General features: G+C 65.9%; 13 protein-coding genes. 6 read left to right on the top strand and 7 right to left on the bottom strand.

Annotated features, from left to right (window positions below; translation table 11 throughout):
* Nucleotides 1-10: 10 nt before the first annotated feature.
* Both H5V44_RS00240 and carA read right to left on the bottom strand, forming a co-directional pair.
* Nucleotides 11-1,477, bottom strand: a complete 1,467-nt coding sequence (locus tag H5V44_RS00240) for a hemolysin family protein (RefSeq protein ID WP_185191138.1) — start codon at nucleotides 1,475-1,477, stop codon at nucleotides 11-13.
* An 86-nt stretch (nucleotides 1,478-1,563) separates the two neighbouring features.
* Nucleotides 1,564-2,628, bottom strand: a complete 1,065-nt coding sequence (gene carA / locus H5V44_RS00235) for a glutamine-hydrolyzing carbamoyl-phosphate synthase small subunit (protein WP_185191137.1) — start codon at nucleotides 2,626-2,628, stop codon at nucleotides 1,564-1,566.
* Between the two features lie 97 nt (nucleotides 2,629-2,725).
* On the opposite strand from carA, the gene H5V44_RS00230 reads away from it, so the two are divergent.
* The 3 genes from H5V44_RS00230 (at nucleotide 2,726) to H5V44_RS17340 (ending at nucleotide 4,572) form a co-directional block, all read left to right on the top strand.
* Nucleotides 2,726-3,148 carry an Lrp/AsnC family transcriptional regulator gene (locus H5V44_RS00230; protein ID WP_185191136.1) on the top strand — a complete coding sequence of 141 codons (423 nt, stop codon included), beginning with the start codon at nucleotides 2,726-2,728 and terminating at the stop codon, nucleotides 3,146-3,148.
* Between the two features lie 261 nt (nucleotides 3,149-3,409).
* Entirely contained in the window at nucleotides 3,410-3,604 is a 195-nt protein-coding gene (locus H5V44_RS00225) for a 30S ribosomal protein S17e (protein ID WP_185191135.1), read from the top strand.
* A gap of 158 nt (nucleotides 3,605-3,762) precedes the next feature.
* The gene (locus H5V44_RS17340; RefSeq protein WP_185191134.1) at nucleotides 3,763-4,572 is read left to right on the top strand and encodes a phosphorylase family protein; all 810 of its coding nucleotides are present in this window, start codon (nucleotides 3,763-3,765) and stop codon (nucleotides 4,570-4,572) included.
* 89 nt (nucleotides 4,573-4,661) lie between these two features.
* Here H5V44_RS17340 and H5V44_RS00215 read toward each other — a convergent pair whose 3' ends face one another.
* The 5 genes from H5V44_RS00215 to H5V44_RS00195 form a co-directional block, all read right to left on the bottom strand.
* Nucleotides 4,662-4,934, bottom strand: a complete 273-nt coding sequence (locus H5V44_RS00215; RefSeq protein WP_185191133.1) for an acc operon protein — start codon at nucleotides 4,932-4,934, stop codon at nucleotides 4,662-4,664.
* Nucleotides 4,935-4,938: 4 nt separating this feature from the next.
* A complete protein-coding gene (locus tag H5V44_RS00210) occupies nucleotides 4,939-6,483 on the bottom strand; it encodes an acyl-CoA carboxylase subunit beta (RefSeq protein ID WP_185191992.1) in 1,545 nt (514 codons plus the stop codon).
* 175 nt (nucleotides 6,484-6,658) lie between these two features.
* On the bottom strand, nucleotides 6,659-8,092 hold the full coding sequence (locus tag H5V44_RS00205) for a sodium-dependent transporter (protein ID WP_185191132.1): 1,434 nt from the start codon (nucleotides 8,090-8,092) through the stop codon (nucleotides 6,659-6,661).
* A gap of 522 nt (nucleotides 8,093-8,614) precedes the next feature.
* Nucleotides 8,615-9,982, bottom strand: a complete 1,368-nt coding sequence (locus H5V44_RS00200; protein ID WP_185191131.1) for a sodium-dependent transporter — start codon at nucleotides 9,980-9,982, stop codon at nucleotides 8,615-8,617.
* Between the two features lie 325 nt (nucleotides 9,983-10,307).
* Nucleotides 10,308-11,264 (bottom strand): NADPH:quinone reductase, encoded by a 957-nt coding sequence (locus H5V44_RS00195; RefSeq protein WP_185191130.1) that lies wholly within the window; start codon nucleotides 11,262-11,264, stop codon nucleotides 10,308-10,310.
* 137 nt (nucleotides 11,265-11,401) lie between these two features.
* Here H5V44_RS00195 and H5V44_RS00190 point away from each other — a divergent pair, with 137 nt between their 5' ends.
* From H5V44_RS00190 to H5V44_RS00180, 3 genes are all read left to right on the top strand, one after another.
* A complete protein-coding gene (locus H5V44_RS00190; protein ID WP_185191129.1) occupies nucleotides 11,402-13,087 on the top strand; it encodes an NAD-binding protein in 1,686 nt (561 codons plus the stop codon).
* A gap of 446 nt (nucleotides 13,088-13,533) precedes the next feature.
* Entirely contained in the window at nucleotides 13,534-13,689 is a 156-nt protein-coding gene (locus H5V44_RS00185) for a DUF2080 family transposase-associated protein (RefSeq protein WP_185191128.1), read from the top strand.
* Nucleotides 13,686-14,927 carry an RNA-guided endonuclease TnpB family protein gene (locus tag H5V44_RS00180; protein ID WP_185191127.1) on the top strand — a complete coding sequence of 414 codons (1,242 nt, stop codon included), beginning with the start codon at nucleotides 13,686-13,688 and terminating at the stop codon, nucleotides 14,925-14,927. The genes H5V44_RS00185 and H5V44_RS00180 overlap by 4 nt, the downstream gene beginning before the upstream one ends.
* The last annotated feature ends 97 nt before the right edge of the window (nucleotides 14,928-15,024 follow it).

Below are 15,024 nucleotides of genomic sequence, written 5' to 3'. Positions count from 1 at the left end.
CGCGCGGCGCTCACTCCGCCGGGTCCGACGCTGACTCGGGGGCGGGGGCAGTCTCGGGGGCTTCCGCCGTGTCGGCGTCGCTTTCCTTCCTGTCGGGCTCCTCCGGGATCGTGATCCGGGCCTTCTGGATCCGGGTGTTGTCGACCTGTTCGATCCGGATGGTGACTCCCTCGTAGGCGATCCGCTCGCCCTCCTCGACCAGCCGGCCCGCGCGGTTGAAGATGAACCCCGCGAGCGTCTCGAACTCCTCGCCCTCCGGGAGGTCGAGTCCGAGGACCTCGTTGACCTCGTCGATATTGACCTCGCCGCGGACGAGCGTCTCGCGGTCGTTGAGGTGCTCGAAGGACTCCTCCTCGTCGTCCTCGAGGATGTCGCCGACGATCTCCTCGACCATATCCTCGAGCGTGACGAGCCCCTCGGTGGTGCCGAACTCGTCGATGACGATGACCATCCGCAGCCGGTTGTCCTGGATCTCGGTCAGGAGTTCGTCGACGTTCTTCGACTCGGGAACGTGCAGGGTCGGCTGCACGAGGTCAGTCAACACCAGGTCGCCCTCGCCGTAGTTCCGCTCGCGGACGAGGTCGCGGATCGTGACGATCCCGATGATGTTGTCGAGGTTGCCGTCGTACACCGGGACCCGCTCGTGGTCCGACTGGACGCAGGTCTCGATGGCCTCGTCGATGGTGGCGTCCTTCGGGACGGCGGTCATATCCAGCCGCGGCGTCATCACCTCCTTGGCGATGGTCTGGTTGAACCGGAAGATCCGATCGAGCATCTCGCGTTCCTCCTCCTCGATCACGCCCTCCCGCTCGCCGGTCTGGATGAGGTCTTGGATCTCGTCGCGGGTGATGTAGGAGGTCTCGATCGCCGACCGGCCGCCGGTGACCCTGTTGATCGCGCGGGTCAGCCGGTCGAAGACGACGACCAGGGGGAGCAGCACGTACTCGGAGTACTTCAGCGGGCGGGCGATCCGGAGCGCCCACGACTCGGTGTTCTCGACGGCGTAGGACTTCGGCGCGCTCTCGCCGAACAGCAGCACCAGCGTCGTGATCCCGAACGTCGAGGCCAGCACCGCCGTCCCCGGGTCGAAGTAGATCCCGACGATCGCGGTCGCGATCGACGACATCGCGATGTTGACGATGTTGTTCCCGACCAGGATGGTGATCAGGAGCCGGTGGGGGTTCGCCTTGAGTTGGCTGACCACCTTCGACCCCGGGATGCCGTCCTCGACCATCGAGTCGACCCGGTGTTTCGCAAGCGAGAACATCGCGATCTCCGAGGAGGAGAAGAACGCCGAGAGGCCGATCAGGATGAGGATGACGACCGCGCCGGCGATCGTGACCGTGGCGTCGGTGATCGGGACGATCTGGAGGAGTTCGGCGGCCGATCCCGGCCGCAGGACTGGCGGGGCATCGGCGGCAGCGATCGCCGCGGGAGACCGGACGGTGAGAGGCGTGAGTGGCGGAGATAAGCCCATACAACTAACTCCGTTTGTCCGGCCCCGGAATTAAGCGTTGCCCTCCGCCGTCCCGGTATCGGGACGAACCGGGGGACGGCGGGGGGTCAGTCGTCGGCGACGACGTTCCGATCCGCGGCCGTCATCGCGAGGACGTCGTCGAAAAAGCCCAGCGAGTCGTGGGGGCCGGGGTGGGCCTCGGGGTGGTACTGTCGGGTGATCACGTCGAGGTCCTCGTTTGCGAGCCCCTCGGCGGTGCCGTCGTTGACGTTGACCTGTTTCACGTCGAGTTCGTCGCCGGGTTCGCCCACGGTGTACCCGTGGTTCTGGGTGGTCATCACGACCTGCCCGGAATCGAGGTCACGGACCGGCTGGTTGACGCCGCGGTGGCCGAACATCATCTTCTCGGTCGTGCCCCCCAGCGCGCGGGCGACGACCTGTTGGCCCAGGCAGATCCCCGCGATCGGGAGGTCGCCGACGTACTCCTCGACCAGCGTTTCGGCGGCCTCGAAGTTCGCCGGGTCGCCGGGGCCGTTCGAGATGAAGAGTAGATCGGGATCGAGGTCGGCGATGTCGCCGGGCGTGGTGTCGTACGGCAGCACGTGGACCGTGGCGTCGCGGTCGACAAGCGACTCGACGATCGACATCTTCGCGCCGCAGTCGATCAGCGCGACGTCGACCGCGCCGTCGCCGTAGGTGGTGTGCTCGACGGTGGTGACGCGCTTGCCGATGTCGACGTGTTCGCTCATCCCCTTGCACTCGCTCAGTTCGGCCTTCGCGGCCTCGGGGGTGGCGTCGTCGCCGACGGCGATGCCACACTTCATCGCGCCCTCCTCGCGGATCGAGGTGACGAGTTCCCGGGTGTCGATGTGGTCGATCGCGGGGACGCCCTCCCCTCGGAGCCACTCGGCGACGTCGTCGGTGAACTCGTGGGCGATGCCCGCACGCGGGTGGACGCGGTCGGACTCGAAGCGCTCGGTTCGGACGCCGTAGTTGCCGATCAGCGGGTACGAGAACGTCAGGACCTGCTCCTCGTAGGAGGGATCGGTCAGACTCTCCTCGTAGCCGGTGTACGCGGTCGTGAACACTAACTCACCGCGGGTCCGTCCCGGAGCGCGCCCGCGAGCTTCGATCACGCGGCCGTCCTCCAGGGCCAGATAGGCGTCCGACATTACGAGAAGCGAACGTTTTCCGGGTGCATAAGTGTTGCTTTCGTAGCTGAGTTGCGAATTTCGTAATCCGTAAGCCCCCGGGTCCCGTGGTGAGGGTATGGACGACCTCGACCGCCAGATCCTCGACATCCTGCGGCGCGACGCCCGAACCCCCTACACCGAGATCGCCGAACAGGTGGGGACCTCCGAGGGGACGGTCAGAAACCGCGTCGAGCGGCTGACCGAGGAGGGGGTGATCGAGCGGTTCACCGTCTCCACGCGGACGGGCAACATCAAGGCGATGATCGAGGTGTCGGTGAAGGTCAACGTCCACACGACGGAGATCTCCGAGCGGATGGCCGAGTGGGATCAGGTGGATTTCGTGTGGCAGGTCTCCGGCGAGGAGGACGTGGTGCTGGTGGTCGACGCCGCCGACACCGGGGCCGTGAACGAACTCATCACCCGCGCGCGGGAACTGGAGGAGGTCGAGAACACGAAGACGCGGCTGATCCTCGACGAGCGGCTGGGACGGTCGGCGTAACTAGTGTGTTGTGAGAAGCTCATCGCTCGGTATTACCTGAGAGACTACCTCGGAAGCCCCCGCGCTCTCGACTCGATGGGCTCGCTGCGGTCCTCGGCGCTCATACGTTCGCGCCTGCGGTCCTTGCGTCGCCCGTCTTCGTCGAGAACGCGGCCCCTTCCATTCCCGCCCAGGATAAATTAGCAATCAGCATCGCGCATCCGAACGTAGCCCTCGCCGCGGGAACGAATCGTTTTTGTGCGCGCTGACGGATGTTCGGGTATGGCGATCAAACCCAAATACGTCAAGCAGCTCGGGAAGCTGCTCCTCGAGAAGTATCCGGAGGCGTTCAACACCGACTTCGAGACCAACAAGGAGAGCGTCGCGACGTTGACGAACGTGGAGTCGAAGGGGGTCCGCAACCGGATCGCGGGCTACATCACCCGGAAGAACAGCGGCGGCGAGTCTTCTGCGTAGTCGGGGTCTCGGTGTCGACGACGCCCCCGTGAACGGGAGCAGTATCGGCGGCCGAGTTTGTGAGCAATGCCTTTTCCCCATACGGCCACGAGCCCGAGAACCGGGTCCCGTCCCGACGACCACAACATCCTTGCCAGGGTTGCGTCAACATAAATGACGTGACCGACCCGTCCGACCGGAACTCGTCTCCGCTTTTCGGCGTGAAAGAGTTCGACGAACCGTCCGTGTTCACACCGGAAGCGCTGCTGGACAACGCCCGTCGGCAGAAGGACCTCCCGGACCGTTCGGTTCCGGAGATCTGTATTCTCGATCCGGACGGGGACATCGTCCGCCAGCTACGGGCCACCGGGGAGGCACGGAAGGACGAAGCCTGGCCGGGGTATCACACGGATATCTATCGGTTCGAGCGGGGTAGCGAGGAGTTCGGAATCGTCGGGGACGCTGTGGGGGCATCGTTTGCTGTGCTACTTGCGGAACAGCTGTTCGCTGCCGGTTGTCGGTTCCTCATCAGTGTGACCTCTGCCGGGCAGATCGTGCCGAAGGACGACCCGCCGTACTTCGTCCTCATCGAACGTGCGCTCCGCGACGAGGGAACGAGTCATCACTATCGGCCTACGGGTCGCTATGCGACGCTCGACGACGAACTCGGCGCTTCAGTCGAGGAAGCCTGCGAACCCGTCTCCCGTCCCGTTTATACGGGATCGACGTGGACGACGGACGCCCCGTTTCGGGAAACTGAGACCGCGATCGAGCGTGCACGATCGGAAGAGGTCCTCGCAGTCGAGATGGAAGCGGCGGCGCTGTATACGTTCGCAGCGGTTCGGGAGCAGCCGGTCGTGTGCTTCGCGCACGTGACCAACCAGATGGGACAGACCGCGGACGACTTCGAGAAAGGGAAAGCGGACGGAAGCCGGGACGCGTTGGAGGTGATCGGCGCGGCTGCTACCGCCTGGCGATCCGCTGATTGAACGGTCCTCCCTCCGGACAAGGGCTACTCGAAGTGTGGGTTGCGGCGGTGGAACCCGTCACCGGGTGGATCGCGACGAACCCGGAGGGATCAGAACCGCTCTATGCGCCCCGCAGCCGTCCACTTCTCGGGTGGGGCGCCGTCGGGCACCCGCCGGAGCCGCCGACCGGTCGTGGCGTCGACGCGGCTCGCGAAGGTCCACCTCTCGCCGTCCCACGTCGGCTCCGACTCCCGGGCGGCCGCTGCGGCCGCTGCGGCCCGTTCGGTGTCCCGGAGGTGTGCCGCGACCGCCGCCGCGATCGCTGCGGCCTCCTCGTCGTCGGCGTCGTCGGGCAGCGACAGCCGGTCGGTGAGGTCCGACATCGCGTCAGATCGGGAGGTTCCCGTGTTTCTTCTCCGGGAGGGACTCCCGCTTCGACCGGAGCATCTCCAGGTCGGAGACGAGCCGCGAGCGGGTCTCCGGCGGTTCGATCACGGCGTCGACGAACCCCCGGTCGGCGGCGGTGTAGGGGTTCGCGAACTCCTCGCGGTACTCCTCGATGAGCTCCTCCCGGCGAGCTTCGGGGTCGTCTGCGGCCGCGAGTTCGTCGCTGTAGAGGATGTTGACCGCGCCCTTCGGCCCCATCACTGCAATCTCGGCGGTCGGCCACGCGTAGTTGACGTCGGCGCCGAGGTGCTTCGAGGCCATCACGTCGTAGGCGCCGCCGTACGCCTTCCGCGTGATCACCGTCAGAAGCGGCACCGTGGCCTCGGAGTAGGCGTACAACAGCTTCGCTCCGTGGCGGATGATCCCGCCGTGTTCCTGGTCGGTGCCGGGGAGGAAGCCGGGCACGTCGACGAAGGTGACGATCGGGACGTTGAACGCGTCGCAGACGCGGACGAACCGCGAGGCCTTCTCGGAGGCCTCGATGTCGAGGGTGCCGGCGTTGACGCGGGGCTGGTTGGCGACGACGCCGACCGAGTGGCCGTCGAGCCGGGCGAACCCCACGAGCACGTTCTTGGCGAACTCCTCGTGAACCTCGAAGAACGACCCCTCGTCGAGGACGCCCTCGAAGACGTCCCGCATATCGTACGGCTTCCGCGGCTGTTCGGGGACGACCGTGTTCAGCGACTCGTCGGCGCGCTCGGGGTCGTCCCACGGCTCGACGCGCGGGGGGTCCTCGACGTTGTTCGGCGGGAGGTACGACAGCAGCCGCCGGATGTCGTCTAAGGCCGCCTCCTCGGAGTCGCAGGCGAACTGCGCGACGCCGGAGGTCGAAGCGTGGGTGACCGCGCCGCCGAGTTCCTCGAAGGTGACCTCCTCGCCGGTGACGGTCTCGATGACGTCGGGCCCGGTGATGAACATGTGGCTGGAGTCTTTCACCATAAACGTGAAATCGGTGAGCGCGGGCGAGTAGACCGCACCGCCCGCACACGGCCCCATGATCGCCGAGATCTGGGGGACCACGCCCGACGCCTCGGTGTTGCGCCGGAAGATCTCGCCGAACCCGCCGAGCGACTGGACGCCCTCCTGGATCCGGGCGCCCGCGGAGTCGTTGAGCCCGACGATCGGCGCGCCGACCTCCACCGCAGTGTCCATCACTTTCGCGATCTTCTCGGCGAAGACCTCGCCGAGGGAGCCGCCGAAGACGGTGAAGTCGTGGGCGAACACGAACGTCTTCCGGCCGTCGACCTCGCCGTAACCGGTGATGACGCCGTCGCCCGGGAGCTGTTTCTCCTCCATCCCGAAGTTGTGGTTGCGGTGGGTCCGGAGCTGATCGAACTCGTAGAACGTCCCGTCGTCGAGGAAGTAGTCGATGCGCTCGCGGGCGGTCATCTTCCCCTTGTCGTGTTGGGCGTCGATGCGGTCCTGCCCGCCGCCTTTGAGCGCTCGCTCGCGCTTTTCCCGCAGTTCCTCGATCCGGTCCTCCATCGTCACGTCGGACCACCTCCGATCATTGTCGTGGACGTGCCGACGGGGGGCAAAAGGGTTTCCGCAATCCGACAACCCCGGGTTCGTCGAACGTCGATACTCGTCGCGTCGGCAGGTACCGGTCGAGGAGCGTGCCGCCTCGGTTGACCTCCTCCCGCGGCTGAAGACGCGGGAATCAGAGCAACGCCCGCTCGGTCCTGAGTCCCGCGACGGCCGCCGCGCCGACGACGACGGCGACGAGAACCGTCGGCCAGAAGCCGAGACCGGCGTCGACGCCGACCGTCGTGAGCAGCGTGAAGACGAGAAAGACCGGGAGGACGGCGCCGACCGCGAGGAGCCACGGCGTGGCGACCGCCGCGCTCGGGCCGCCGGCGCCGGAACGGAGTTCCGCGAGTGCGTCCCGGCCCATCACCCACCCGACGAAGAGCAATACGGCGATGAGCCCCACCGTGAGCAGCGTGTCCACGAGCGGCCCGGCAACGAAACCGAAGACCGCCGTGCCCGCGATGGTGGGGTTGAACGCGCAGAGCCCGCCAGTGGCGACGACCCCGGCGGCGACCAGCGCCACGGCGCGCCGACGGCCGAGGCCGTACTCGTCGACGAGAAAGGACACCGGGATCTCGAGCATACTGATCGACGAGGACAGCGCCGCGAGCACGACGACGCCGAAGAACGCCGTCGCGATCACGACGCCGCCGGGGAGTTGTGCGAACGCGCCCGCGAGTCCGACGAACAGCGCCCCGGGACCGGGAGACGTCTGCGCCGGATCGACGCCGAGCGAGAACAAAAGCGGGAACACCACGAGCCCCGCGAGGACGCCGACGAGCGTGTTGAGGGCCGCGATCACCGTCGCGTCGAAGGGCAGCGAGCGGTCCTCGTCGATGTAGGAGGCGTAGGTGATCATCGTCCCCGCGCCGAGCGAGAGCGTGAAGAGCGCCTGGCCGGCGGCCGGCCCGAGCACGTCGAAGAAGTTCGCCCGGACCGTCGCGACGTCGAACGCGAGGTAGAACGCGTATGCCGCGGCCGCGCCGGGGCGTGCGCCGGCCCAGACGGCGAGTCCGACCAGGAGCACGAGCACGGCCGGCATCATCACCTTCGTGCCCAGTTCGATCCCGCGGCGGACGCCGCCGAGGACGACAAGCGCCGTCAGCGCGAGAAAGAGCAGGTGAAAGCCGAAGGCGTCGGGGCCGGCCGCGACGCCGCCGAAGTACTGCCCCGGGGCGGCGAAGTACGCCGGCGGCGCGCCCACGAGCCCCGAGGCGCTCTCGCCGAAGTAGCGGAGGATCCAGCCGCCGACGACGCTGTAGAAGGAAAGCAGCGCGATCGCCGTGATCACGTAGAACACGCCCCACAGTCCCCAGCCCCGCGACCCCGAAAGGTCACGCAGCGCGCCGACCGGGCTCTTCTTTCCGCGGCGTCCGACCACGAACTCCGCGAGGAGCCCGGGGACGCCGACCAGCAGTACGATCCCGAGGTACACCGCGAGAAACGCGCTGCCGCCGTTGTCCGCCGTCACCCACGGGAACCGCCAGATGTTCCCGAGGCCGACCGCAGAGCCCGCGGCCGCGAGGATGAACCCCACCCGCGTCGCCCAGGTCTCACGTGCCATTTCGTCCCAGTCGCCCGTACCCGAGTAAGTGGCTTTCGGACCGCTCATCTCCCGGAGAACGGACACGACTGTGGTTGCTGACGGATCGGTGAATCGCCGGCGAGGTGGTCGGTCGTGAGGGGCGAGCGCCTCCGCGTTCGCCGGGGCGAGAGGGCACTACTCTCGTAGACGTTGGCTGGCTGGAAGGCCGGTATCGGGCGGGACTGGAACGGCCCGCGCTCTCGACGAAGGACGCCGAGGGAAGCCGCGAGGCGGCTTCGTCGCCTCGGCCCGTGCGAACGCTGAAAGCGCCCGTGAGCGGAGACCGCGGGAGTGAGCACAGCGAACGACGAGGACCGGAGCGGGGCCCCGAATCGGGAACGCGGGGGCTTCGGAGGTGTTCTCATACTGTCGGCGATAGTCCCGTGACGGATTTCGACACCCCGGGGTGTCGAAAACCTCCACGTAGTCATAGCCACCAGTATCATAACCGTTTCCAGCGGGTTCACGCCAACCAGTACCGGCGACAAGGCGTGCCACGAGCTACAGCGGCGGCGCGATCGCGCCGTCGAGCAACAGCGTCTGGAGACCGAGCCACAGCGTGAGGAGAACGGCGAGGATCACGACCGTTCGAGCGAGCCAGAGCCACGCAACGCCGACGCCGACGCCGAGCGACGACCCCGAGAGGAGTTCCTCGACCGCGGGGCGTCCGTACACCCAGCCCGCAAAGAGGAGGACTCCGAGCACCGAAAGCGGGAGAAGCAGCTGGTACGCCAGCGTGTCGAACCACGTGAGCCACGCGGTGTCCCACGCCGAGGGGATGCCGAGCAGGAAGATCAGCCCGCCGAGTGCGGCGGCGACCCGCGGCCGGTGGGCGCCGTAGGTGTCGACGACGTAGGCGGTGACGACTTCGAGCAGACTGATGGCCGACGACAGCGCCGCGATGAGGACGACGGCGAAGAAGACGACCCCGACGAGGCGTCCGGCAGGGAGTTCCGCGAACGCCGTCGCGAGGCTGATTAACAGCGCGCCCGCACCACCGCTGCCGGGTTCGATCCCCTGGACGAAGAGCAGCGGGATCACGACCAGCCCGGCGAGTATCCCGACGGCGCTGTTGAACACGACGACCGTGAGACCGTCACCGAAGAGGCTCTGCTCCTCACCGACGTAGGACGCGTAGGTGATCATCGCACCCATCCCGAGCGACAGCGAGAAGAACGCCTGACTGACCGCGAAGGGGATGACTGCCGTGAGGGGACCGCTGAACGATGGAAGCGGGTCGAAGGCGACCGCGAGGCTGAGCGTCGAGAGGTCCGGCGACAGGAAGTAGCCGTAGCCGGGTCCGGCGCCGGCGAGCGTAAACACCCAAACCGCGAGCGCCCCGAGGATGACGACGATGCTCGGGACCATCAGCTTCGTCGCGCGCTCGATGCCGTCCTCGATACCGCCGGCGACGATCGCGACGACGAGGAACATAAACAGCGCGTGGAGCGCCAGCGCGTCGAGGCCAGCGGAGACCGAACCGAAGTAGCTCGCCGGGTCGGCGAAGTACGCGCCGGTGAGGCTCCCGCCGATGTAGCGGAGGACCCACCCGCCCACGACGCTGTAGTACGAGAGGATCCAGAAGCCGATCGCGACGCCGAGGACGCCGACCCACTTCCAGTTCCGGTGCCCAAGCCGCTCGAAGGCGCTGATTGCGTTCAGGTTGCTCTTCCGGCCGATGACGAACTCGGCGAGTATCGTCGGAAGGCCGATGCCCAGGGCGGCGACGAGGTAGACGACGAGAAACGTCGCCCCGCCGTACTCCGACGTCTTGAACGGGAACTGCCAGATGTTCCCCAACCCCACCGCCGAACCGACCGCCGCGAGAACGAACCCCGCGCGCGTCGCCCACGTCTCTCGTTGGCCCATATCCGGACTCGGCTACACGATAATCGGTTGATAAGGGAAGCGATCGTCGCCGACTGTACCGCGAACAGCGGACGTGAAGTGGCTATCCCGGCGGGGTTCGTCCACTCGCCGCCAGGGTCGATCGGTCCCAGCGCCGTCTGATACGGATTATTGTAGTCAGTTACCGGTCATCGCTCACAGGGATCGCCGATGACCGGTAATTCGTTACAGTACTCCGTACGAGACACCGGCAGGCGGACTGGTCGGAACAGGTGTCCACGTGGCGCAGCAGTCCACGTCTCACGGAGGGTCGACGTCGCCCCCGGATTCGGGTCGCCCGACGCCACTACGGCGTCAGCACCAGCTTCCCGAGGAAGCTGTCCTCCATCACGGCGCGTTGAGCCTCGGCGGCCTCGTCGAGGCCGTAGGTCCCGTGGATCACCGGTTCGACTTCGCCGCGGGCGGCGAGGTCCGCGACCCCCGCGAGCACCGCCCCGAGGTCGGCGGCGTTGAACAGCGACATAAACTGGTACTGTACCTCCTTGCCCTTCGTGACGCCGATGTCGTCGAATCCGCCCTCGGCGGTGTCGTTGCCGATGCCGATCACGCGTGCGCCGGTGTTCACGACGTCGGCATTCAACTGGAGGTACTGATCCATGTGCAGGTCGACGACGACGTCCGGCGGGGCAGTCTCCACGATCGCGTCCGCGAGGTCCTCGCGGGCGTAATCGAAGGTCCGCTCGGCGCCGAGCTCCGCGAGCGCGTCGGCGTCGTCCGGCGAAGCCGTGGCGTAGGCGTGGGCGCCCATCGTCTCCGCGAGCTGGATCGCAACGTGGCCCACGCCGCCGGCGCCGCCGTGGACCAGGACGTTCTCGGCGGGGTCGACGTCGGCGTGGTGGACCAAGGCCTGCCAGGCGGTGCCGCCGACGGTGCCGAGCGCCGCGCCGGCCTCGAAGGGGACCGACTCGGGGAGGTGTGCGAGGGCGTCGGCGGGCGCGACGGCGGCCTCGGCGTATGTGCCCGGCCGTCCGTTGCCGAGCCCGGTGCCGAGAACGCGGTCGCCGACCAGGAACTCCTCGACGCCGTCGCCGATGGCGGCGACGACGCCCGCGAGGTCGCCGCCGCCGACGAACGGCAGGTGCGGGACGGGGTAGGCACCCTCCCGGAAGTAGGTGTCGACGGGGTTGACGCCCGCGGCTTTCACGTTGACCACGACCTCGCCGTAGCCGGGTGTCGGCTGTTCGACCTCGTCGACCTGCAGTACCTCGGGACCGCCGTGCTCGTGGAATCTGACTGCGCGCATCGGACGCCGGTTCGGACAGGCGAGTAATAAAGTCGGAGGCCCGACGTGCGTGTGGTCTCCGATCGCCGAGCACCGTGCGTCGACAACCCACGAGAAACTATTTTTAAATCGTCGTCGGTAACTGGGAGTAGTTCACAATGGTCTATCTCCCCGACCGGATCTCCGACATCGAACTCTCCCGACGAGACCGTCTCGTGGTCTACTACCTCTCCGGGCTGCTCGTGTTGATATTCGCGTACACCGTCACGTACAACGTTCTGATGGCGGAGTTGGAGGGAGCCGACCAGTCGATGTTCGCGTCGTTCGAGTTCATCGTCCAGACGATGACCACGACGGGGTACGGCCAGGACTCCGACGTCTGGAGCCACCCGGTGACGTTCCTGTTCGTCGCCGGCACCCAGATCTCCGGCATCGCGCTCGGCTTCTTCACGCTCCGGCTGATCATCATCCCGCTTTTCACCGGCGCCGAGGTGGACCTCGACAACCGGCTCACCCCGAAGTCCGATCACGTCATCATCTGCGAGTACCGGCGCGACTCCGCCGTCCTCCTGGAGGAGCTCACCGAACTCGGCATCGAGTACGTCCTGATCTCCTCCTCCGAGGAGAACGCCAAGGAACTCTCCGACGAGGGCTACTCCGTCATCCACGGGTCCCCCCAGGAGGCGTCGGCGTTCGAGCGGGCCAGCATCGACACGGCGCGTGCGGTCATTACGGACGCGGGAGACGCGAACGTCAACACCATCCTGACCGTCCGATCGATCGACGAGGAGGTCGACATCATCACACTCACCGACGACAGCGATATGCGGGGGATCCTGGTGGAGACCGGCGCGGACTCCGTGCTCTCCCCACACGGAGTGTTGGGGCACCGGCTCGCCGAAAAGGCGATCTCCTCGATCAGATCCGACCTGACGGACACGATCGAACTCGGCGACGAGATCGAGGTGATGGAGGTTCCGATCCAGCCGGGGAACCGCCTGATCGGCACGCGGATCCGTGACTCGAAGATCCGCGAGGAGACCGGCGCGAACATCATCGGGGCGTGGATCGACGGGGAGCTCCAGCTCCCGCCCGACCCGAACGCGGTCATCCGCTCGAACACGGTGCTGCCGCTCACGGGGGCCCACGAGGCGCTGGAAGCGTTCAGCGACTTCGTGCGGCCGGCGCGGACGCTCCGGAACCACGACCGCATCATCATCGCCGGGCAGGGAGAGGTCGGACAGGCTGCCCACGAGGTCGTCTCCGAGGAGCGACTCGACGTCGTAACGATCGATATCGACGACCGCGATGGGGTCGACATCGTCGGCGACGCCGGGTCCGAAGGGATCCTGAGAGAGGCGGGGATCGGGACCGCCGACGCGATCGTCGTCGGACTGCCGAACGATTCCGCCTCGCTGCTGACGACCGTGTTGGCGCGGTCGCTGAACCCCGACATCGAGATCCTCACGCGGGTGAGCGACGCCGGCGCGACCCGGAAGGCGCTGAGCGCCGGCGCGGACTACGTGCTGTCGGTGCCGCGGGTGAGCGCCCGGATGGTCGCCCGGGAGCTCCGCGGCGAGGACGTCCTCGCGCCGGCGAGCCAGATCCGGCTGCTCCGGGTTCCCACGACGCCGTTTGCCGGATCGACGCTCGCCGAGTCGGGCATCTATGAGCAGACTGGCTGTCGCGTCATCGCCGTCGAGGACGACTCGGGGCTCACCAGTTCGATCGACCCCCAACGGCGGTTCACCGGCGAGGAGCGGATCGTCCTCGTCGGCTCCGACGAGGCGGTCCAGCGGTTCGAGAAGCGGTTCGACGTCTCGCCGGTCGCCGCCGAGGGGTGACCGCTGGAAGGTTGTCGGTCCGTCCGATCGGGGCGGCTATCGTCGGGAGTATCCATCAACACAGAGACGGCGATCCGGAACGCCACGAACGACGCGACGCTACTGCTCATCGGGGCGACCGAGGAGGAGTTCCTCCGTCGGCTCGCCTCCGGATCGCTCGTCTTGGACGTCGTCGACGGGGTCGACTGTTCGGTCCTGCTCGTGGAGAAACACCACGACCACGGGCTGATCGAACGGCTGTTCCGGAGCCGTCGGGCGCTCTGTTCACTACGCCTCCGTAACTATCCTTCCAGCGAACTTCGATTAATTCAAGTATCGCGCGCCGGTGCTCTGGTCACCACTCGAACGGGTAGTTGATGTTGTAAACCGTATGATTCGACGGCTCTCGCATACATCAAATTTGTGTCACCGATACAATTAAGTATATCCAAAGGATATACATAGATGTGGCAAATCGCTTTGAAATTAAGGGCGAGGAAGTCCTGGACGGTGAGGTCAAACCGTTCGGGAACAGCGCACACGTCACCGTCCCCAAACGCTGGCGAGGGGCTGACGTGAAAGTTGTCCGCACCTCAAAGCCCACCGAACAAGACAAAGAATGACCGACGTACAGCCTCTCGTCAAGACACTAGACTTCCAACTCGACATCCAGAGTGGCGACGAGAGTCTGTTGTACGACGCCACGCTTGAAGCCCGTTCGGTGTACAACGAAACCATCCGTCTCGCAAAAGACGGCGCAGACTGGGACACCATCCCTGACCGCGTAGCTGACGACGCCGACCTTGTGAAGAATACAACGCAAAGGGTCGTCGCCAAAGCCCTCAGTGCGATGGAGAACTACTACGAGTACGAGGAATTTGGCCAGCCGAGTCACACAAAAGACGGTGCGTATCCGATTCGTGCAAACTTCGAGGAAGGATACAACCTGTCGCTTAACGACGACGGCGACGTGGCGTTCCGTATCAGCGCGAAGCCGTACAAGCACATCAAAGGCGCCCTCAAAGGAAGTGACGCCCACCTCGATATTCTCAAAACCGCTCTCGCCAGCGAAGAGTGGAACATCGGGACTGCGGAGGTCCTGTTCCACAACGACAACTCTGAGTTGCACATCAATGTCACCAACACCGAACAGACTGTTCGAGACAAGCGGGACTCACGGACTGTCGTCGGTGTGGACGTGAACGAGGATAACGTAGCCCTCACCGCGCTCTCGACGGACGGCGTCGAAGACACGTTGGTTATCGACTTTCCGGAGATCAAGTTCGAGCGCCACCGCTACTTTACGATGCGAAAGCGCGTCCAGAATGCGGGGAAAGATGGGACTCACGATACTCTGGAAGGATGTGAGGAGCGGTTCGTCCACGACCGACTCCACAAGGTGAGCCGTCACATTGTGAAGTGGAGCCGTCAGTTCGAGAAGCCCTGCATCGTCTTTGAAGACCTCAAAGAGATGCGTGACAGTATCGACTACGGCACGCGGATGAATCGACGCTTGCACCACCTTCCGTTCCGCGCCCTGCAGTTCTATACGTCCTACAAGGCGTCGTTCAAGCGGATCCCGACTGTATGGATTAACCCGGAGTGCACCAGCCAGCGGTGTCCGATGTGCGGACACACAGAGCGTGCGAACCGCAACAAGAAACGGTTCAAGCGCAAGGACTGTGATCATCAAGACCACAGCGACCGTGGTGCAAGCATCAATATCGCTGTGAAGGGCATCAAAAAGCTCGATTGGAATGTGCCTGCTCTCAACAACCTTCCCGTTGTTCGGAAGGTGCGACGGCAGCCATCGGGGGCTGTGGACGCCCCGACCGTGACCCACCCGACCGTTCGAGGCTAGCAGGCCGATGGTCAAGTGGGAGTGTCCGACTAACCCACGGGAAGCCTCGGAGTCGTACGGAAGATCGCAGATTTTCCGTGACGACGAGAGAGCGTCG

This window comes from Halobellus ruber (assembly GCF_014212355.1).
Taxonomy (GTDB): domain Archaea; phylum Halobacteriota; class Halobacteria; order Halobacteriales; family Haloferacaceae; genus Haloquadratum; species Haloquadratum rubrum.
Note: the sequence above shows the minus strand (reverse complement) of the source record. Positions and strands in the feature narration are given on the sequence as shown.